This is a genomic window from Paenibacillus sp. JCM 9796 (genome assembly GCF_055379675.1).
On sequence record NZ_AP043723.1, the window covers coordinates 3737501 to 3759724 of the forward strand.

Annotated in this window: 13 protein-coding genes, 4 tRNA genes and 2 rRNA genes (1 of these 19 running past the window's edge); all 19 read left to right on the forward strand. The window is 54.7% G+C overall.

All coding sequences use genetic code 11. The features are described 5' to 3' along the window. Positions 1–995 (forward strand): 23S ribosomal RNA (locus ACZ439_RS18125) (it extends 2076 nt beyond the left edge of the window). Positions 996–1116: 121 nt separating this feature from the next. Further along, positions 1117–1233: ribosomal RNA gene (rrf, locus tag ACZ439_RS18130) — 5S ribosomal RNA — on the forward strand. 49 nt (positions 1234–1282) lie between these two features. Next, positions 1283–1357: transfer RNA gene (locus ACZ439_RS18135), tRNA-Gln, on the forward strand. A gap of 7 nt (positions 1358–1364) precedes the next feature. After that, positions 1365–1441: transfer RNA gene (locus tag ACZ439_RS18140), tRNA-Arg, on the forward strand. A gap of 172 nt (positions 1442–1613) precedes the next feature. After that, positions 1614–1690, forward strand: a tRNA-Pro gene (locus ACZ439_RS18145). A gap of 3 nt (positions 1691–1693) precedes the next feature. Beyond that, positions 1694–1764, forward strand: a tRNA-Arg gene (locus ACZ439_RS18150). A 185-nt stretch (positions 1765–1949) separates the two neighbouring features. Next, positions 1950–4157 carry an ATP-dependent helicase gene (locus ACZ439_RS18155; RefSeq protein ID WP_464620009.1) on the forward strand — a complete coding sequence of 736 codons (2208 nt, stop codon included), beginning with the start codon at positions 1950–1952 and terminating at the stop codon, positions 4155–4157. Positions 4158–4470: 313 nt separating this feature from the next. Further along, positions 4471–10176 carry a glycerophosphodiester phosphodiesterase family protein gene (locus ACZ439_RS18160; protein ID WP_464620010.1) on the forward strand — a complete coding sequence of 1902 codons (5706 nt, stop codon included), beginning with the start codon at positions 4471–4473 and terminating at the stop codon, positions 10174–10176. Between the two features lie 118 nt (positions 10177–10294). Further along, positions 10295–10849, forward strand: coding sequence for a glycerol-3-phosphate responsive antiterminator (locus ACZ439_RS18165; protein WP_054800343.1), 555 nt, complete (start codon positions 10295–10297; stop codon positions 10847–10849). A 221-nt stretch (positions 10850–11070) separates the two neighbouring features. Next, complete coding sequence (locus tag ACZ439_RS18170) at positions 11071–11976, forward strand: HAD-IIA family hydrolase (protein ID WP_464620011.1); 906 nt, start codon at positions 11071–11073, stop codon at positions 11974–11976. 100 nt (positions 11977–12076) lie between these two features. Further along, entirely contained in the window at positions 12077–13417 is a 1341-nt protein-coding gene (locus tag ACZ439_RS18175; RefSeq protein ID WP_127605031.1) for an ABC transporter substrate-binding protein, read from the forward strand. Between the two features lie 108 nt (positions 13418–13525). Then, complete coding sequence (locus tag ACZ439_RS18180) at positions 13526–14422, forward strand: carbohydrate ABC transporter permease (protein WP_464620012.1); 897 nt, start codon at positions 13526–13528, stop codon at positions 14420–14422. Between the two features lie 24 nt (positions 14423–14446). After that, the gene (locus ACZ439_RS18185; RefSeq protein WP_127605070.1) at positions 14447–15259 is read left to right on the forward strand and encodes a carbohydrate ABC transporter permease; all 813 of its coding nucleotides are present in this window, start codon (positions 14447–14449) and stop codon (positions 15257–15259) included. Positions 15260–15299: 40 nt separating this feature from the next. Then, positions 15300–16037: a glycerophosphodiester phosphodiesterase family protein gene (locus ACZ439_RS18190; protein ID WP_054798299.1), complete on the forward strand. Its 738-nt coding sequence runs from the start codon at positions 15300–15302 to the stop codon at positions 16035–16037. A gap of 182 nt (positions 16038–16219) precedes the next feature. After that, on the forward strand, positions 16220–16678 hold the full coding sequence (locus tag ACZ439_RS18195; protein WP_054798295.1) for an SRPBCC family protein: 459 nt from the start codon (positions 16220–16222) through the stop codon (positions 16676–16678). 112 nt (positions 16679–16790) lie between these two features. After that, the gene (locus tag ACZ439_RS18200; protein ID WP_164751713.1) at positions 16791–17972 is read left to right on the forward strand and encodes an MFS transporter; all 1182 of its coding nucleotides are present in this window, start codon (positions 16791–16793) and stop codon (positions 17970–17972) included. 399 nt (positions 17973–18371) lie between these two features. Beyond that, positions 18372–20237 carry a 3D-(3,5/4)-trihydroxycyclohexane-1,2-dione acylhydrolase (decyclizing) gene (gene iolD, locus ACZ439_RS18205; RefSeq protein WP_155614626.1) on the forward strand — a complete coding sequence of 622 codons (1866 nt, stop codon included), beginning with the start codon at positions 18372–18374 and terminating at the stop codon, positions 20235–20237. Positions 20238–20258: 21 nt separating this feature from the next. Next, positions 20259–21191: a myo-inosose-2 dehydratase gene (gene iolE / locus ACZ439_RS18210; RefSeq protein WP_054796329.1), complete on the forward strand. Its 933-nt coding sequence runs from the start codon at positions 20259–20261 to the stop codon at positions 21189–21191. Positions 21192–21198: 7 nt separating this feature from the next. After that, positions 21199–22209, forward strand: a complete 1011-nt coding sequence (gene iolC / locus ACZ439_RS18215; protein ID WP_054796330.1) for a 5-dehydro-2-deoxygluconokinase — start codon at positions 21199–21201, stop codon at positions 22207–22209. Positions 22210–22224: the final 15 nt, after the last annotated feature.

A 22224-nucleotide genomic window follows, 5' to 3' on the forward strand; every position in this document is an offset into this window, starting at 1 on the left:
GTAAACGGCGGCCGTAACTATAACGGTCCTAAGGTAGCGAAATTCCTTGTCAGGTAAATTCTGACCCGCACGAATGGCGTAACGACTTGGGCGCTGTCTCGACGAGAGATCCGGTGAAATTTTAATACCTGTGAAGATGCAGGTTACCCGCGACAAGACGGAAAGACCCCATGGAGCTTTACTGCAGCTTGATATTGGACTTTGGTACGATCTGTACAGGATAGGTGGGAGCCTGGGAAGCCTGCGCGCCAGCGTGGGTGGAGGCGCCGTTGGGATACCACCCTGATCGTATCGGAGTTCTAACCTGGTACCGTGAACCGGTACGGGGACAGTGTCAGGTGGGCAGTTTGACTGGGGCGGTCGCCTCCTAAAGAGTAACGGAGGCGCCCCAAGGTTCCCTCAGAATGGTTGGAAATCATTCGAAGAGTGCAAAGGCATAAGGGAGCTTGACTGCGAGACAAACAGGTCGAGCAGGGACGAAAGTCGGGCTTAGTGATCCGGTGGTACCGCATGGAAGGGCCATCGCTCAACGGATAAAAGCTACCCTGGGGATAACAGGCTTATCTCCCCCAAGAGTCCACATCGACGGGGAGGTTTGGCACCTCGATGTCGGCTCATCGCATCCTGGGGCTGAAGTAGGTCCCAAGGGTTGGGCTGTTCGCCCATTAAAGCGGTACGCGAGCTGGGTTCAGAACGTCGTGAGACAGTTCGGTCCCTATCTGTCGTGGGCGCAGGAAATTTGAGAGGAGCTGTCCTTAGTACGAGAGGACCGGGATGGACGTACCGCTGGTGTACCAGTTGTTCCGCCAGGAGCACGGCTGGATAGCCAAGTACGGACGGGATAAGCGCTGAAAGCATCTAAGCGTGAAGCCCCCCTCAAGATGAGATTTCCCAATTCGTAAGACCCCTTGTAGACGACGAGGTTGATAGGTTCGGGGTGGAAGCGCGGCAACGTGTGGAGCTGACGAATACTAATCGGTCGAGGGCTTATCCAAAAGACTTTCACTTTGGTGAAGTCAAAGCATTCAGCATGCTGAGTTTCGTATCCAGTTTTCAAGGTGCAAGCCGCCTTGAATGGCAAGATCTGATGTTTCGCGGCAGAAGCATCAACATCCGTTTGGTGATGATGGCGGAAGGGAACCACGCGTACCCATCCCGAACACGAACGTTAAGCCTTCCAGCGTCGATGGTACTTGGACCGCAGGGTCCCGGGAGAGTAGAACGTCGCCAAGCAAGCTCACCTTGGGTGAGCTTTTTCTATGAAAGTAACTTCAGCAAGCAGTGGGGATTAGCCAAGCGGTAAGGCAACGGACTTTGACTCCGTCATGCCTAGGTTCGAATCCTAGATCCCCAGCCATTGCCATGTGCCCTTAGCTCAGCCGGATAGAGCGTTTGACTACGAATCAAAAGGTCGGGAGTTCGAATCTCTCAGGGCACGCCATTCATCTTCACCGAGTTACAAAGTGTGCTGAGATTTAGATTCGAACGTTAGAGTTCGTCGGAGCTGCGCTTCGAAAGCATTCGCTTCGCAGTCGGCTAAAAGCCGCATCTCTCAGGGCACGCCATTCATCTTCACCGAGTTACAAAGTGTGCTCCAACAGGCCATTTTATCCCGGGACGTAGCTCAGCTTGGTAGAGCACCTGGTTTGGGACCAGGGGGTCGCATGTTCGAATCGTGTCGTCCCGACCATATGCGTATGTAGTTCAATGGAAGAATTCCAGCCTTCTGAGCTGGCGGCATGGGTTCGATTCCCGTCAAACGCTTATCGATCCGTAGAGATCAGTGTACGAAGAGTGAAAAACGAAAGCCCTTCATCATCCGGGCTTTCGTTTTTTGTTTATGCCGGGGAGAGAGCCGGGATCCTATTAGAAGGAGATGCTATAATAGTCTTGTAAGTGTCCTAACCATGTGATGCGGCATTTGATTTAGTTGAAAGGGTTTGTCGGATATGAAAGCAAGTGACGATTTTTTTACCCGAAACATCAAACAAAACGGAGTTTCTTTAAATAACGTCCAGAAGCAGGCAGTTCTTCAAACGGAGGGAGCCTTGCTTCTTCTGGCCTCTCCGGGATCCGGGAAAACGACCACGGTCATCATGCGGATCGGCTACCTCATTGAAGAGAAGGGAGTTGTCCCGTCCCGCATTAAGGCGATTACATTCAGCCGCGCGTCAGCGGCGGATATGAAAGAGCGGTTTAAACGTTTTTTCCCTGATCTTCCGCCGGTTGATTTTTCTACGATTCACAGCATGGCCTTCGAGGTCGTTCGGGAGCATTTCCGTAAAACGAGGACGGCCTATCAAATCATTGAAGGCGACATCAGCTTGGAAGAACTGGGCGATTTGGATTCCGATAGTCCGCCTTTACATAAGAAGTTTATTTTACGGCATTTGTATAAAACGATCGCCCGCGAAAACATCACCGATGATCAAATGGACGAGCTCACCACCTACATTAGCTTCATCAAGAACAAAATGATTCCTGAAGACGAATGGTCGAACGTTCCATGTAATGTGAAGGAAGCGGGGCGAATCCTGTGGGAATATGAGACTTATAAACGGTTAGGCTCGAGCAAGCTGCTGATTGATTACGACGATATGCTGACCATCGCGAACGAGGTGTTGGAGAGGGATCGGGAGCTGCTGCGCAAATATCAGCAAAGGTACGATTATGTGCTGACCGATGAAAGTCAGGACACGTCGATGGTACAGCACGCCATTGTCGAGAAGCTGGTAAGGGAACATGGCAATCTGTGTGTCGTAGCCGACGATGATCAATCCATTTACAGCTGGAGAGGCGCGGAGCCTGCCTATTTGCTTAACTTCAGGCAAGTGTACCCGAATGCCGTTACGCTCTTCATGGAGCAAAACTACAGGTCATCGCAACATATTGTGAAAGCGGCCAACCAATTCATAAAACGAAACAAAAATCGGTACGATAAGAACATGTTTACTCACAACTCATCGCATAAGCCGATCCGAATCAGGAGCTTTGCCGATTACCCTTATCAGACGAAATACTTGGTCCAGGAAATCCAAAAGGTTGAAAGTCTTCGCGATGTGGCGGTGCTGTATCGAAATCATTCCTCTTCCATTCCTTTGATGAACGAATTTGACCGCGCGGGGATTCCCTTTTATATGAAGGATGCTGACATTCGTTTTTTCTCTCATTGGGTCGTGAAAGACATCTTGAACTTCATGCGAATGACCTTTACGGACAAGCGCGTTGATATTATGGAAGAAATTCATACCAAGCTTAACGGGTATATTACCAAGCAGCAGATGGCGGTACTGAAGGGAATCGACAATAACGAATCCGTCTTTGATAATTTGCTGAACTACGTCCCGCTGCAAGATTATCAGCGTAAACAGGTGCAGGAAGTCAAAGAAACCTTGCAACAGATGAAAGGCATGCCGCCGCTTGAGGCAATCCGGGTAATTCGAAACCGGCTTGGCTACGAGAAAGCCATCGACAAGATGTGTGAAAGGCTGGGATTCAGCAAGGAATACTTGACCGGTATTCTGAACACGCTGGAAGCGATCGCGGATACGCTCGAAACGATGGAGGATTTTGCGAAGCGGTTGAAGCACTTGGCGTCTCTGATGAAAAGCTCAAAGTCCAATAAGGACCACAATGCGGTGACCTTCTCCACCCTTCACAGTGCAAAAGGTCTGGAGTTCGAGCGGGTATATATGATCGATCTGATCGACGGCATCCTGCCTGCTTCCGCGGACATGGAGAAAAAGGCCGGAGGGAATCAGGCCCTCTTGGAGGAAGCCGTCCGTTTATTCTACGTCGGCATGACCCGGGCGAAAAGGGAACTGGAGCTGCTTACGTATCAAAAAAGGGATGGCGAAAAAGTAAAAGAATCTCCGTTTGTTGCGGACGTTCGCAGCATCGTCACGCCCGACAAGCCGCTGCCCAAACAGGAAGCGTCCGTCCAGGCAAATACGGTAAAGCCCGCGGTTCCCTTCAACCCGAATGCGATAACGAGCGCGGCTCAACTGAAAATAGGGCTGACGGTTCAGCACCGGTCTTGGGGGCGGGGGGAAATCGTCCAGCTGTCGGGGGAACGAATGGACATTCGCTTTCAGGCCGAGGTTAAGAAGCTTTCAGTTAAAGCTTGCTTGGACATGGGGCTCCTGGAGCCGGGATGAATCTTTACAATCTCTTCGCATGCGGATGACATTCCGGAAACAATGCGCTGGTAAAGTAAAAATAGAAATGTGAGTTCCTTATACGAACCGAATAGACAAGGGTAGGAGACAAGGAGAAAACCCTTCATTGCAGCAATTGGATGAGTCGTCAAGTAAAGACTCTCCGGTTTCGTTTGCTGGATGAAGGGTTTTTTTGTGCTTTCCGAAACTGTGTGCGGGAGGGGTGGTAAGGCCGCCGCGCTTTGATGAACAAGCAGTCTGACCAAGGATGAAAGGGATGAGGGAAATGAACAGGTATAGGAAGTTGTTCCATATGTGGATCATCGTCGCTTTATTAAGCGGCATGCTCCAGCTTAGCGTGCTGCCAGAGCAAGCTCAAGCGGCAGACGCGGGAAGAAAAACGCTCGACGTGAACAAAACGCGGCATGCTCCTGTCATTGACGGCAAGCTCGATGAATCCATCTGGAGCATCAATGAGCGTTTGGACAGACGGATAGGAGAAGGGGGGTTCCAGGAATCCCGCTTTGGCCTACTGTGGGATAACCGTTATTTATATATCGGCGTGAAGTCCGATGACGCGAATTTGATTCATAATGGCTCCGGGTATTGGTTCGAGCAGGATGGCGTGAACATTTTTCTGGATCCGACACAGCATCAGTCTGCGCCGTTTGCCGAGGGCGACATGCAGATCGGCTTGATGTATCAGCCGGGAACGACGACGCCGAAGCTGCAATTCGGGGCTGCGCTGAGCAATCACAGCGGCAAGGATGAGAAGAAGATATTAAGGGCGATTCAAACGACAGCTTCCGGCTGGTCGCTTGAAGTGGCGGTTCCTTGGGACATGCTTCATTTTGACCCTATGCTGAACAAGCGGCTCGGTTTGGAGATCGGCACAACCGACCGGTACGGCGACGATACAAGCCAGCAGCGGACAAGCTATTGGAGCGCCTATAACTCCAGCTCGTTCTGGAACGATACGAGCGGCTACGGTGTCGTGACGCTTGTAGACGGCAGCCCGGTTTCGGGGGATGTGAATCCTGTTCTTCTTCAGGAACATTTCGACGGCTATGCGGCAGGCAGCCTTCCTCCCGGCTGGATCTCGGATGTGAACAGCGGCAGCAGTCCGTTTACGGTTGTGCAGGATACCTACGGTAACGGGAGAATGGAGTTTGACGGGAAAGCATCGGGGAAGCAGGCCCGGGTCATCGCGCCCGTTCAATGGGACAATTATGAGATTGAAGCGGACATGAGATTCGAAGGCGTGGTGAATGCCCAAAGATGGGCGGCGCTCATGTTCCGGGTGCCTACTAACGGCAAGGTCCCTTACGATCAAATGGCTGTCCGGCAGAACGGCACTTATGAAATCGCTTATCGGAAGCCGGATGGAAACTGGTTTTCACCGACGCCGATTACCGGCATGTGGAAGCCGCTGACGTTAAATGAGGATTACACCTTGAAAGTCAGAGTCTTCGGGAACAACGTCAAGGAATATATAAAAGCGAAAACCGATGCCGACTTTACGCTTTTGACGGACCAAACGTTAGGGTCAGATGTGCTCTTGGAAAAAGGCAAAATCGGCTTTCAAGCCGATCAAAGCAAGGTTTCGTTCGACAACTTGAAGGTAACCCGAATCACGGCCGACAACCTGTATATGACGCTGCCGCCTACGATGGAGGCTCTGTCTGGCGCGGTCAATGTAACGGCCAGTGTATACTACTCCGACGGGATTACCGAAGCGGTGCCTTCGGGGATGCTCAAATTGTATGCATCGGATGAGAGTGTCATTAAAATCGTAAACAATCAAATCCTTCCGCTCAAATCAGGTAAAGCGAAAGTGACGGCGATCTACGCCGATGCCGAATGGTCGCAGGAAATAACGGTAACGCCTTCTGCAGTCGGGGCCAAAGTAGTATCGCTTCAGCACGAGAGCGGCTATGTGCTGTCAGCCGCTGCGGGTCAACCGATCGAGCTCGACTCGATAACGCTGCGTGCGGACTACAGCGATTTTACATCGGGGCTGATGAAGGGGAGCGAGGTAAACTGGACTTCCGCCGATCCCGCTGTCGTGATTCATAACGGCACAATGAAGGTACAACAAAAAGGCGTGTATACCGTAACCGCGGAAAAAGATGGTGTCCAAGTGCCTATACGGGTCGCTGCCAAGAATGCCGGCGACAGCGATTATGTGCTCTATGAAGAAAATTTTGACGCGCTTGCGAACGGAACGCTGCCGCAAGGCTGGACAAGAAAACAAGGGACAACTGCCGGCGCGGCGGCCGTGAATAACGGCGCATTTGAAATCGATGCAAGCGCGGCTCCCGACAACCCTTCGAGAGTACTGCTTCCCGATTATTTAGGGGCCTACGGCAATTACAAGATCGAAGCCGACATTACGCATCTGGCGGCCAATAACACAGCGAGATGGAATTCCATCATGTACAGAATTCAGAACGATAATTACCCGTATTACCAGATGGCGGTCAGGCAGGATGCGACGGCGGCCAACGGCGTCGAATTTGCGGAGCGGACGCCTGCCAATGCTTGGAACGTCATGGAAAAAGGATCGTACACAGAAGCTATCAATCCGAATAAGCTGTACCATTACACGATACTAGCCTATGGAAACCGGGTGCAGGAATGGATCGGCAGCCAGCTTGTTATCGATACCGACCGGGCAACCAGCTATGCGAAGGGAAGAATCGGACTTCAAGCCGACGGAAGTAAAATGAAAGTGGACAATATCCGGGTCACTCTGCTGCAAACTCCGCTTCCGGCTATCGTGGATCCGTCGGACCGGTTCGTTCAGGTGACGGAGCCGGATACGAAAATCGCGATGGCGCCTACGGTAGTGGCGGAGATCACAAGTCTGGAGAACTTGGCCGGCTTCACCGGTCCTACCTTGCCGGCAACGGTCATTCTGCATGTGAACAGCGACCTGAAGGTGACCAATCCGACGGGCGAGAAGGAAATCGGCAGTCTCGATTCGGTTCTCGGCACGATTGGAACGAGGATGATTCCTGCCTTTTACGTGAAGGATGAGCTCTCCGTTGAGCGGTTGACGGAGTATTTAAAGAGCATCGGACTTGAAGACGCCTTTGTTGTTTCGAATAACGGAGTTTTGATCAAAAAAGCGAGAACCGCTTATCCGATCATTCGCGGTATCGTCGATTTTACATCGGAGACGAATGGGTCCGAAGATCGATTGATCGATATCCGCAGACAAACGACGGCCAGCTTGGCCAAGATCGCGCTTCTGCCGCAGAGCGCCGCAACGCCTGACAATGTGAACTACCTTCAACAGCGGATGGTCTCGATCTGGACCAAGGAAACGGCGAATGCGGCTGACGAGAGCATCGCGATGCATCGTCTGATTACGGCCGGAGTGAACGGGATTGTCACCGACTCGCCGGATAAGGCGTTCGACGCATTCAAGGTATATACCCATGACTTGACGCTGATCCGCAAGCCGTATATGATCGGCCATCGCGGATTGCCGACCAAAGCTCCCGAGAATACGATAGAAAGCAACCTTCTGGCGATTCAGGCGGGCGCTGATTTTATCGAGAACGACATGTATCTTTCCAAAGACGGGCATTTGGTTATCGTACACGATACCGATTTGACCCGCACGACGAACGGATCCGGGAATGCGGAAAATTACACGCTTGCGGAATTGAAGGCGCTCAATGCCAACAAGCCGATGCCGGCGGGCTACCCTGACGTGAAGATTCCGACCCTGGAGGAGCAGATCGATCTGGCCAAAGTGCACGGGAGAATGATTATGGCCGAGATCAAGACAAGCACCCCTAACGCTGTCGGCACCTACGTCCGGGTAATTAGGGAACAGGATGCCGAGGCGCTGATCGATACGATGTCTTTTCATGCCAGTCAACTGAAATTGATGGCTCAGCTGATGCCGGAGATGCCGCTGGGTTTACTGGTCAGTGCCGGTACGGTCAAGCAAGCCGATACGCAAAAATCTTTGCGCGATGCGCTCATGCTTGTCCAGCCGCTGAATGCTACTTTTAATACGGGCTATGACAGGGAGCTGAACAAAAACTTCCTGGAGGCCGCGAAGCACCGGGGGTTGATCGTATCCCCATGGACCTACAATAACAAAAATGATTTCATCAACATCTTTAAAAGCGGCGTCTATGGCATTACGACCGACTATGCGGACTGGGCCTCAGACTGGGCGGCTGCGCTCAAACCGGTGAATGACAAGTTCGTCCTGCAGCAGAACGAAACCATTCCGTTATCGTCCTATATCGTAACCTTTAAGGGTGAACAAAAGGATGTTCAGCCTGACATCGTATTGTTGGACGGACTGGATACGGTAGAAGCGAACGGCAGCATGCTTACAGCGAAGAAGCCCGGCAGAGCGCATGCCTTGCTTCGCTACTCGTTTGTTATCGACGACAACAATAAGTACGACCTCTATACGCAGCCGGTTCTCATTCATGTGGAGTCCCATAATGCCGATCTGGCAGGGTTAGAGGTGAGCGCGGGCACCTTAACGCCGGCATTTGCTCCGGATACGACAGCGTATCAATGGACGGTTGGCCGCAGCGTAAGCACAATCCGGGTAACGCCAACGGCCGCCGATGCCTGGGCGACGTTGAAAGTGAATGGTGTCCCGACCGTAAGCGGCGCGGTATACGAGGCGGCGCTCAAGTATGGAATGAACCGGATTGCGATTCAAGTGACGGCGGACGACAACACGACGACCAAAGAGTATGTGCTGAGCGTACTCCGGCCCCAGCCTGACTACGAATCGAGCGGCGGAACTTCGTCGCCTGCTCCGTCTGCCGGCGCTCCATCAACCGGCGATGGCATTCGTGTCAAAGAAGAAGACGGCAGAAAAATCGCACAAACTACAGTCGACGACGCGGCGATTCGAGCCGCCGTGAACGGAGCCGGCCAAGGCAGCATTACGCTGCAGGCCGTGGAAGAAGGCGAAGACATCGATCAAGCGTTGATTTCGTTAACTCCGTCAGCGCTTCAAGTCCTTCAGTCACAGCAAGCGGGCAGCACCGTCGTGTTCAAGACGAATCTGGGTGCATGGCAGCTTCCACTGGAGCAAATCGATGTCAGGGCATGGGCGACCAGGCTGGAAGTATCGCCGGACAAGCTCCATGTAACCGTCCGGATGACCAAGGATGACAAGGCTAAATCGGCTGCCGAAGCGAACGGCTTGCAGGTGCTCGCCTCCATCGAATTCAAGTTAACGGCGGCGGCGGAGAATGGAAGCAGCAGTGAAATCTCAAGCTTTAGCCGGTATGTGCCCAGAACGATGAAGCTGAACGGGCCGGTGAATGAACAGACGCTGGCAGCTGTGCGGGTTGAAACCGATGCGAACGGAAACACCGTGTATCAGCCGGTTCCGTTTGCTCTTGCGGATGGCGAAGCGGCTCTGTACAGCAGGTCCAACAGCACCTATATGCTTCTGGACCGCCGTGTAACCTTTAGCGATTTGAGCGGGCATTGGGCTAAACAGGATGTAGAGAGAATGGCCGCCAAATGGATTGTTCAAGGTGTCGATGACGACAAATTCGCGCCGGACCGGGAAGTCACGCGCGCCGAATTTGCCGCGCTGCTCGTGAGATCGCTGGGGCTGGCCGCCGCAGCTCCGGCAGGCGCAACGTTCAAGGACGTCAAGCCGGGGGACTGGTTCGCGAGCGCGGTAAATACCGCGGCCGCTAACGGGCTCGTCACCGGTTACGAAGACGATACCTTCCGCCCCTACGGCTATATCTCGAGGCAGGAAATGGCCGTCATGATTTACCGGACCATGCAGTTTGCCGGTTATCGCGCAGCAGCTCCGGCTGCCGGCAACGCCTCTTTCTCCGATGAATCGGAGATTGCTGCTTGGGCGAGGGAAGCGACGGCCAAACTCGCGGGCCTGCAAATGGTGAACGGCGTGTCAGCGAATCGTTTCGCGCCGGAAAACACGGGAACGAGAGCGGAAAGCGCGGTGCTGCTGAGCAGAATGCTTCGTTCCATCGATTTCTCCAATTAACGTAAGACAGATAGCTGTCCCCACCACGTTTGAATATGGTGGGGACTTTTGAATATTAACACTCCGCAAACAATCGAAGGGTATAGTGGTAGTAAGCAAGCCTTGGAGGTGCACACGCATGAGCAATTATCCGATCATCGCTTCGGTTACGAAAGAGGAGCAAATTTCGAAAGTGCTGGAAAGCAGCGTCACGCGCGTGAATTTAATGGCAGGACATATCGGCAATCTGGAATCGATTATTCAACACATTCATGAAACAGGGAAACAGGTTTACGTCCATTTGGAGATGGTTTCGGGTTTGGGCAGGGATGCGCATACCGTCGAATATTTGGCAGCGAAGTTCAAGGTGGACGGCATCGTAACGACGAAGTCGAACGCGGTCGCTGCGGCCAGGCAGGCGGGCATCAGAAGCATTCAGCGCATCTTTGCCATTGACACTGCGGCCGTTCAAACGGCTGTTCGAATGATTGCGGGATCACATCCGGATGAGGTCGAGCTTATGCCCGGGTTAATGCCGAGGGTCATTCGCGAGCTGAAGAACACGATCAAGCAGCCGCTGATTGTCGGGGGATTGATCCGTTACGAGGAGGAAATCAGGGCTGCGCTGGAAAGCGGTGCAGATTTTATTTCCAGCGGTGATCCGTCCATGTGGAAGCACCCATTTGCACGCTGAAATTTACAAAACCTATGAACGGATTTTATCGTCCCTTGACAAAACTGCCTTATACTAAGTTTATATCGAACATATTTGCTGGTTACGATGGGTTGAGAACAGGAGAAAACCCTTGTTCAGTAAAATGTAAAAAAAAAGCCGGGGCATCTGTGCGATGTGTCCGATGACGCTTATTTTACATTTACGGACAAGGGTTATTTTTATTGGAAAGAGGTAGAGCGGTGACAGAACAGGGGACGCATCAGAAGAACGGGTTCCAGCCTTGCACAGGGGATGGCGCCAAGGAAGAAGGGCGGGTAAAGAAGCGCCCCGCCGGTTTGAATCAATTCGAAGGTTATTTGTTCGATCTGGACGGCACTGTGTATGCCGGCAATTCGATACTGCCGGGCGTGCTGCCTACGCTGAACAGGCTTCGCGAACAGGAGAAATCGCTGCTGTTCGTGACGAATACGACGATTCGTACCATCGAAGAGGTGCAGCAGCGGCTTGAACAGCTCGGAGTCGCATGCAGCGAGGATGAAATTATGACGGCGCTCAGCGTGGCCGGGCTGTACTTCCGGGAGCATGAGCCGGGCGCCAAGGTGTTCATGATCGGCGAGCGGGCCATGAAGCTGGAGCTGGAGCGGTACGGCGTGGAGACGACCGAGGACGCGCTGAGCGCGACGCATGTGCTGGTCGGATTGGACAGGCAGTTTACGTATGACAAGCTGACTCAAGGCATGAATGCCCTTCGCAATGGGGCGCTGCTCCTTGCAGCCAACCCGGACCCGTTCTGCCCGATCGACGACGGAGCGATTCCGGATACGTGGTCGCTGGTGAAGGCGCTGGAGACGGCGAGCTCACGCGAGACGTTCAAAGTGATCGGCAAGCCTTCCGCCTATTATGCGGAAAAGGCGTTCGAGAAGCTGTCTGTCGACCCCGGACGGTGTCTGATGGTCGGAGACCGGATCGAAACCGACATCCGCTTCGGCAAAGCGAGCGGCATGTATACGGCGCTTGTTCTGACAGGAGCCGATTCGCGCAAAGACATCATGCTGACGGGCGTCGAGCCGGATTACGTACTCGCTTCGTTAAGTGAAATTATCGGTGAACAGCGGCTATATACCGGAAGAAGCGGTACCAGCTGATACGCTGCATCAGAGGATTGTCCGAGCTGGATCATACCGGCAGTAACCTTCATTAGGCGAAGGATCTACATAAAACAGAAATTTAGGGAGGAATTTATCTATGAAAAAAGTATTGCTATCCGTGCTTGCGACAACATTCGTCCTGTCGGCTTGCGGCCAAGGAACAGCCGACAAGCCTGCAGCGCAGAACGGGAACGCAAGCTCAAGTCCGGCCGAAACGGCCAAAGCCGCCGATAAGCCGGTAGACGTGCAGTTTTATTTTCCGGTAGCCGTCGGCGGTCCGATCACGAAGCTGATCGATAAATTGGCCGACGATTTCCACAAGGAAAATCCGAACATTACCGTGAAGCCGGTCTACGGCGGCAGCTACCAGGATACGATGACGAAAGTCGCGACGGCTGTGCAGGGCGGTAATTCGCCGGATATCGCGGTCCTCTTGTCTACCGACTTATACAGCCTGCTCTCGATGAATGCGATCGAAGACTTGACGCCGCGGTTTTCCAAAGATTATTTTAACGGCTTCTATGAAGCGTTCATGGGCAACACCAAGTCCGGCGATACCGTATGGAGCGTTCCGTTCCAGCGCAGTACGATCGTGATGTACTACAACAAGGATCTGTTTAAGAAAGCGGGACTCGATCCGGACAAGGCGCCTGCCAACTGGAACGAGCTGAAGGAAGCCGCCAGCAAGCTGACGGTCAAAGACGCATCCGGTAAAGTGACGCAGTGGGGCATTGAAATTCCAAGCACCGGCTATCAATACTGGATGCTGCAGGCGATGTCGCTGCAAACAGGCACGAACATCATGTCGAACGACGGCAAGAAGGTCTATTTCAATAAACCGGAAGTGCAGGAAGCGCTGCAGTTCTACACGGACCTCGGACGCAAGGATAAAGTCATGCCCGAAGGCACATTGGAATGGGCGACCGTACCGTCCGATTTTATCAGCGGCAAAACCGCGATGATGTTCCATACGACAGGCAATCTAACGAAAGTGAAGACGGATGCGAAATTCAATTTCGGCGTAGCTTTCCTGCCGGCTAATAAGCAATACGGGTCTCCGACAGGAGGCGGCAATCTGTACGTGTTCAAAAACATTCCGGAAGAGCGCAAGGCAGCAGCGGTGAAATTTATCGAGTTTCTGACGAAACCGGAGCGGGTAGCCCAATGGTCGATCGATACGGGGTATGTCGGAACGACGAAGGCTTCCTATGAAACCGATTTGCTGAAAAATTACGTGAAAGATTTCCCGCAGGCGGCTGTGGCGAGAGATCAGCTGCAGTATGCGGACAGCGAACTGTCGACGTACCAAAACGGGCAAGTGACCAAGCTGTTTAACGACAATATTCAGGCTGTGCTGCTCGGTAAAATGACGCCTAAAGAAGCGCTCGATAAATCCCAGCAGCAGGCTGACGAAATTCTGAAAAGCTTCCAGAAGTAGCAGTCAATCACAGCCGAAACGGACGGGATTATCACGGCATAGGTGCCGAAGTAATCCCGTCCGTTAGGCAGTCGCGAACAAGCAGGACGTAGAAAAAGGGGGATTCGAATGATACAACGCGCGCCGGGCGCCAAACGAAAAATCAACTGGAGAGAGAACGGCTTCGCTTACGCGCTGCTTCTTCCTTCGCTTGTGTTTCTGGCTTTGTTTACCTTCTATCCGACGATTAAATCGGTGTATGTAAGCTTCTACAGCTCGAATTTGTCCGAAAGGAAGTTCGTCGGCTTCGACCAATATGTACAGGTGTTTCAGGATGATGTGTTTATGAAGGCGCTCGCCAACAATTTACTGCTCGTTCTTGGCACTGTGCCGGTAAGTATTTTGCTGGCGCTCTATCTGGCGGTTTGGATCAACAATAAGCTGAAGGGGACAAGTCTGCTGCGCGCGGCGTTTTTTTATCCGACCTTTATACCGATGATTGCGATCGCCAACATCTGGCTGTTTATCTATACGCCCGACTACGGATTGTTGGATAAATTTATCGGTGTCTTCGGCTTGACGGGGTACAATTGGCTGGGCGATCCGGATTGGGTCATGCTGTCGATGATCGTCATGATCATCTGGAAGGAAGCGGGGTTTTTCATGATCTTTTATTTGGCAGGACTGCAGAACTTGCCGAGGGAAGTGTACGAAGCTGCGGAAATGGAAGGCGCGAGTGCCTTCCAGGCTTTTCGCAAGATCACCTTTCCGCTCTTGATGCCGACAACGCTGTTCGTCATGGTGATTGCCACAACGAACTCCTTTAAATTGGTCGACCACTTATACATCATGACAAAGGGAGGCCCCAATAACGCGAGCAATTTGCTGCTGTACCATATTTATGAGACGGCGTTCAGCTTTTGGGATATGGGCAAGGCGTCCGTGCTGACTGTCGTGCTTCTCGTTATTTTGCTTGTTATTTCCGTTTTCAATTACGCCTATCTGGACAAACGGATCCATTACTAGGAAGAAGAAAGGAGTTCTTCTATGGTGGCACGAGCGATCAACCGTTCCATTATCGTCTTGTTGGGGATGGCCTTTCTGGTTCCGCTGGTTTGGACCGTTGTCACATCGTTTACTCCCTCAAGCGAAGTCATCACAAGAATCAATCCGTTCGCGATAGAACATCCGACGTTTGCCAATTATATATCGGCATGGACGACCATTCCGTTTCTTCGGTACTACTCGAACACGATTTTGATCGTTACCGGCATTTTGGCGGTGCAGCTGATTACGGTTACGCTGGCTGCTTACGCGTTTGCACGGTTGCGTTTTATCGGACAGGGCGTCGTCTTTATTCTCTTCTTGACGCAGATCATGATTCCGCCGGACATTCTGATTTTCCCGAATTATTCAACGATGAAAGAGCTCGGCTTGATTGATAACAAGCTGGCAATTATGCTGCCTTATTGGGCTTCCTCGTTCGGCGTGTTTCTGCTGCGGCAGACGTTCAAGCAAATTCCGCTTGATTTGGACGATGCGTCTAAGGCGGACGGAGCCAAATGGTGGCAAACGCTGTGGCATGTATATTTGCCCTCGGCGAAACCGACTTATATCGCATTCGGGCTCATCTCGGTCAGTACGCACTGGAGCAATTTCATGTGGCCGCTTATCGTAACCGACTCGGTGGAAACCCGGCCGCTGACCGTCGGCATCGCCATATTCGCCCAATCGTTCGAGACGGGAGCCCAGTGGGGAACCGTAACGGCGGCGACGCTGCTGGTTATCCTGCCGCTGCTGCTCGTATTTTTCGTCTTCCAGCGTCAGTTTGTCGAGAGCTTCATGCATTCCGGATTAAAGTAAAAGAACGAAACATGAGAAGAGGGATGGAAGGATGATCGGGATGAATTGGAATCGTAACACGCCATGGGTATTTGCCCATAGGGGGGCGTCAGGGGAAGCGCCGGAAAATACGCTCGCTTCATTCCGGCAGGCGATCCTGCAGCAATGCGATGTCATCGAGCTGGATATTCATTTGACAAGCGACGGGCATGTCGTCGTCTGTCACGATGAAACGCTCGACCGTACGACGGACCGGAGCGGAGCGATTGCAGAGCTGACGCTGGAGGAAATCCGCCGGGCGGATGCCGGTTCCTGGTTTGACCCGGCTTTTGCAGGCGAACGAATTCCGCTGCTGCAGGAAGTGCTGGAGCTGGTGCCGGCTGAGATCGGCTTAAATATAGAGCTGAAGATGAGCTGCGGCGGAAGATTGGAAGAGGCGGCGATCAAGCTTCTCCGCGAGAACGGACGGCTCGCTTCCGTGCTGTTCTCCTCCTACGATCACAAGCTGCTGCACCGGATCAAGCAGCAGGCGCCTGAAGCGCGCATCAGTCTCGTTTACGACTTCAAGCCGCTTCATCCGCTCTCGCTTATCCGTGATTTCGGGCTGGATTTCGGGCTGGATGTGTTCGCCGTGTCGCTGTATCACGGGATGGTGGAACAGGAAGACGTCGAGGCCATTCGCAAGCATGGCAAGCATGTCATCGTGTGGACGGTCAATCAGGAGCCTGCGATGCGCCGGATGCTGGATTGCGGGGTTTCCGGCATCATCACCGATCACCCTGCCCTGTTGAAAAGTTAGGAGCATGGATAAGCACGAAAGTAGCTAGTGCCTGGTAACAGCGTAAACTTGCGCATGTTGCTCAGGCGCCGGCTTTTTTTTATTTTTCAAAGTCCGCGGTAGTTAAAAGTGATGGTCTAATGCCGCCCCTTATGGTAAATTAATTACAATTTATATCTTCCCAAAAAAAGGAGGATTGTCGGATGACCAACCCGAGAATCGACAACGGGTATTCGGAACATCAAGCTCGGAAGCCCGTCGGTCAAACGTCGTCGGTCGGCTTCCAGGTGGGGGTTCGAAGAACGCTGCCGCTGTCCCAAGAGCAGGCATGGCGCTTGCTTACGTCGCCGGAGGGCTTATCCTGGTGGCTGGGCGGGCTGTCCGCCTTGCAGCTGGAACCCGGGCAGCGTTTCTTCTCCAAAGAAGGCACGTCCGGCGAGCTGCGGATCGTAAAGCCGCTCGAACAGCTCCGGTTGTCGTGGCAGCGAGCAGGTTGGGAGCAAGCTTCGACTTTGCAAATTCGTTTACTGGCTGCGGCCGGCGGCAGGACGACGATCAGCTTTCATCAAGAAAAGCTGAAGGATGCGAATGTGCGGGAACAGATGAAGCTGTATTGGGAAGAGGTGCTGGCAAGGCTTACGGAGAAGGCTAAGGCGAAGTAAATCACGAGCGGTGAGCTTTGTGAATCACGAGGATGGTCGACCTTCGACTCGATCGGGTATGCTGAAATCCGGCTCGCCTAAACCTAGTAAACAATTTCGGAGGTACGACAACATGACCGTTGGGAACGGAGCCGGGGCTGAAAAACGCCGACTGAGTCAACTTTACTTTTTGTACTACGCCGCTGTCGGCATCTACATGCCGTACTTGGCGCTATATTTGCAGCAATCGGGCATGAACGGGGTGGCGATCGGCAGCACCATGGGGCTGCTGCCCGTCATTGGGGTCATCTCTCCGCTGTTTTGGGGGTGGCTGTCGGACAGATGGGGGAAAACCGTCGCCGTGATGGCCATTCTTCTGGGCGGAGCGGCCTTCTCGCTGATTCTCTTTATGAGCATGCGGCAGCTTCTGCTGACCGTGGCCGTTTTAGTGCTGATTACGCTGTTCATTAACGCCTATCCGTCCCTGTTGGACGGGATGACGCTATCTTACCTGCAAACCGCCTCCGGGCAGTACGGCCGGCTCCGGGTGTGGGGCTCGGTCGGTTACGGCGTCGGCGGGATGATCGCCACCGCCGTACTGTGGCGGCTGCCGATGGGAAGCTTGTTCCTGACTGCGGCGTTGATTCTGCTGCTCGGGATAGCCGTAACCTTGAGGCTGAAGACCGCCTCACCGTCTTCCGCCGACAGAACCGGCCGAGCTCAAGGCCCCCGAGGACTGGGTTCGGCACCGTTCGTCTTGTTTCTGCTGATGGCGTTTCTGCTGCAGGTGGCAAACAGCTTCTACGGCTCGTTCTTCGGCATTTACATTCACGACGTCGGGGGAACGCAAAGCGCGATCGGCATCGCCAACGTCATCAGCTCGGTCTGCGAGCTTCCGTTCTTTTATTACGCCTCCACGGTCGTTGCGCGCTTCGGCGCCTTAAGGACGCTATCCGCAGCCGGGCTGCTGTATGCCCTGCGGTGGGGCTTGCTCGGGGCGTTCCCCGGGATGGCGACGGCTTACAGTACGCAGCTGCTGCACGGCTGCACCTTCTGCTTGTATTTCGCTGCGGCCATGGATTACATCGCGCGCTCGATACCGGAGCGTTCCCGAACGACCGGCATTGCCGTCTTCACAGCCGTCATCGCCTTGGCGGGTATTCTCGGCAACGTGATGAACGGCTTTTTGTATGATTACCAGGGCTTGCTGTCGATGCCCTATGCGTCGTCCTTGTTCGCTGTGCTCGCCGGGAGCGGCTTCATCGGGCTGGAACGGCACGAGGCGCGTTTACGGGCTCGAGGCTCCTTATCGTGACTGTGTTTGGATAGACCGGCAGCGGGAGCGTACGGCTGCGCGCTGCCGTGTGCCCGGCATCGTCCGCTTCCAAACGATGGGGAGTATGGGCGCAGGAATGCCGGATGGCCCCCGGGCCGAGGCTGGAAAGCCTGATTGTCCGTATTCCAACCGGGGCGGGGGGGTAGCCCGCCTGCGCACAGCTCCTGCTGACCGTTGGAGCGGACGTTATCCGGTAGGGAGGAAGGCGACCGCAACTGATTTCCATCCGGAAGGCGGAAAAAAAGGATTGTCGAAAGCAAATAAATGTAGTAATATCAGATTAAGCGCTTAACCCGGATGGGAACGGCGCTTGAACCAATAGAGGTGAAGCGCTTAACCCAATAAAAAAGTTTCATGTAGAAGGGAGTTTCACGATTTATGAGCACGATTCGTCTTACGATGGCACAAGCCTTGCTCCGGTTTTTGGATGCCCAGTACGTTTCGATGGACGGGGTTGAAACGAAGTTCGTGCAAGGCGTGATGGGAATCTTCGGTCACGGCAACGTAACAGGGCTCGGTGAAGCGCTCGAACGCAGCGCCGGCGCCTTAACGTATGTACAAGGCAAAAACGAGCAAGGCATGGTTCATGCTGCAACCGCTTTCGCGAAGCAGCGCAACCGCCGCCAAATTTACGCCTGCACGTCTTCGATCGGCCCCGGGGCTTTAAACATGGTCACGGCGGCGGCTACTGCCACGGTCAACCGCATCCCGGTGCTGCTGCTGCCCGGCGATAATTTCGCGACCCGCCAGCCGGACCCGGTTCTGCAGCAGCTGGAGGTGGCCGGCGATTATACCGTCTCGGCGAACGATCCGTTCAAGCCGGTCAGCAAATATTGGGACCGGATTACACGTCCCGAGCAGCTGCTGACGGCCGGGCCGAACGCGATGCGCGTGTTGACCGACCCGGCCGAGACAGGCGCGGTGACGCTTGCCCTGCCGCAGGATGTACAGGCGGAAGCTTACGATTACCCGCTGTCGTTCTTCGCGAAGCGGGTGCATTATATCGACCGGCGGCCGCCGGCTCCGGATGCGGTGAAGCGTGCGGCGGAGCTGGTGCGCGGCAAGCGCAAGCCGCTGCTGATCGCCGGCGGCGGCGTGCTGTACGCGTCCGCGACGGCGGAGCTGGCGGCATTCGCCGAGGCGTTCGGCATTCCGGTAGCCGAGACGCAGGCGGGCAAAAGTTCGCTGCCGTGGAATCATCCGCTGAACGTCGGAGCGATCGGCGTAACCGGCACGCTGGCCGCCAACCGCCTGGCGCAGGAGGCGGATCTCATTATCGGCGTCGGCACGCGGTATTCCGATTTTACGACGTCGTCGAAATCGGCGTTCAGGAACCCGGAAGTGCAGTTCGTCAACGTGAACGTCAGCGGCTTCGATTCGGCGAAGCTGAACGGGGTCGCGTTGACCGCCGATGCGAAGGAAGCGCTCCGCGCGCTGCACGAAGCGCTGGCGGCGTCGGCCTACCGCAGCGGTTACGCCGAAGGGGACATTGCGGCGCAGAAGGCGCAATGGGACGGGGAGGTCGACCGCTTGTACGCGGCGGAGCACGAAGCGGGCTTGGCGCAAACCCGGGCGCTCGGCGTGATCAACGAGACGATCGAGCCGACCTCGGTCATCGTATGCGCGGCAGGGAGCTTGCCCGGCGATCTGCACCGGCTGTGGCGGCCGGTTGAGCCGAAGACCTATCACATGGAATACGGCTTCTCCTGCATGGGCTACGAGATTGCCGGTGCATTCGGCGCGGCGCTCGCCGAGCCGGACCGTGAGGTGTACGCTATCGTGGGCGACGGCAGTTACCTGATGCTGCACTCCGAGCTCGTCACCAGTCTGCAGGAAGGACGCAAAATCACGGTGCTGCTGTTCGATAACCACGGTTTCCAGTGTATCCATAACTTGCAGCGGGGCCACGGCAGCGACGGCTTCGGCAATGAATTCCGCTACCGCTCTAACGAAACGGGCCGGCTGACGGGCGGCTACCTGCCGATCGACTTTACGGCGCATGCGCGCAGCTTGGGGGCGAAGGCTTACAAGGCGACGACGCCGGAAGAGCTGAAGGACGCACTGCTGCGGGCAAAAGGTGAAACCGTCACGACGCTGATCGAAATTCCCGTCGTACCGGGCACGAACACGGACGGGTATGAGTCGTGGTGGAACGTCGGCGTGCCGGAAGTGTCCGTCAGCGACAAGGTGAAGCAAGCAAGCGAACGCATGAATGCGCGTATTCAAGCGGTTAAACTCATATAACGGAAAAGGGGGAGTCCGGGCATGCCGAATCCTGAGCAACAGCAAAAGCCAGTGCTGCCTTTTAAGCTGGGCATTCATCCGATCAACTGGGTCGGCGAGGACGTGAAAGAGCACGGCGCGGATACGACATATGAACAAATTTTGGACGAAATCGCGGCGCTTGGTTTAACCGGGACGGAGATGGGGCGCAAATATCCGACCGATCCGGAGGTATTAAAGGCGGAGCTGTCCCGACGGGGCATCAGGCTCGTATCGCAGTGGAAGTCGGTGCTGTTCTCCGACCCGTCCTACCGCGAGAGCGAGCTGCAAGCGTACCGGAAACACGTCGAGTTTCTGAAAGAAATGGGCAGTCAAGTCATCAGCACGTGCGAGATCGGAGGATCGCTGCATTTCGATCCGCGCCGTACGCCGAACGAGAAGGAAGTGCTTCGGCTGGACGAGGCCGGCTGGCAGAGCCTTGCGGAAGGGTTGAACGCCGCCGGTGCCATCGCCAGGGAGTATGGCCTTAAGCTGACGTATCATCATCATGGCGGAACCGTGGTGGAGCAGCCGGAAGAGATCGACCGGCTGATGGAGCTGACCGATCCGGAGCTCGTGTACTTGCTGTTCGATACCGGCCACGCCTACTACGGCGGGGCGGACCCGCTGGAGGTGCTGCGCAAGTATTACGACCGGATCGCATACATTCACCTGAAGGATATCCGGCAGGAGGTGCTCGATCAGGCAAGGGCCGAGCAGGCGGATTTCGTCACCTGTATCCGCAAGGGCGTATTTACCGTTCCGGGCGACGGCTGCCTTGACTTTACCCCGATCTTCCGGGAACTGCTGTCCCGCGGGTACGACGGCTGGGCGATGCTCGAAGGCGAGCAGGACCCCGTCGTGCATCCGGCTTACGAATATGCGAAGAAGGCGATCGCGCATATCGAATCTCTTATTTCCAAGGAAAGAAGGTAGCGAAGCGATGACCTATGTCACATTTCCGGCGGAGAAGCCGCTGGACTTTGTCGCCATCGGGCGGCTCTGCATCGACTTAAATGCGAACGAAATTAACCGTCCGATGGAAGAGACGACGACATTCACGAAATACGTCGGCGGTTCGCCGGCCAACATTACGATCGGGATGGCGCGGTTCGGGCTCCGCACGGCATTTATCGGGAAGATCGCGGACGATCAAATGGGCCGCTTCATCGCCGATTACTTGCAGCGCAACCGGATCGAGACGTCGAACGTCGTCACGGACCGGACCGGGGCGGTGACGGGGCTTGCTTTTACGGAGATTAAAAGCCCGACCGACTGCAGCATCCTGATGTACCGCGATAACGTGGCCGACCTCAAGCTGACGCCGGACGAGGTGAGCGAAGAGCTGATCGCCCGGTCGAAGGTGCTGCTGATCTCGGGGACGGCGCTCGCCCAGAGCCCGTCGCGGGAAGCGGTGTTCCAGGCGCTGCATTATGCCAAGAAACACGGCGCGGTCATCGTCTTCGACCTGGACTATCGGCCTTACACGTGGACTTCGCCGGAAGAAACGGCCGTCTACTATAACCTCGCCGCCGAGAAATGCGACATCCTGCTCGGCACGCGCGAGGAGTTCGATATGATGGAGCGGTTCGATGCGAATCCGGAGCACAGCGACGCCGTGACGGCGGGCAAATGGTTTGATTACTCGGCCAAAATCGTCATCATCAAACACGGCAAGGAAGGCTCCATCGCCTATACGCAGGATGGTGTCGGCCATCGGGCACAAAGCTATCCGGCTCGCGTCGTCAAAACCTTCGGGGCGGGCGACTCGTACGCGGCCGGGTTCCTGTACGGCGTCATGCAGGGCTGGACGCTCGAGAAGAGCATGGCCTTCGGCAGTGCGTCAGCCTGCATCGTGATCTCCAGCCACAGCTGCTCCGACGCCATGCCGACAGCCGAGCAGGTGCACGACTATATCGAACGCTGCAACCGCGGTGAAGTGACGGCTTCTTAAGCTTCTGATAACGAA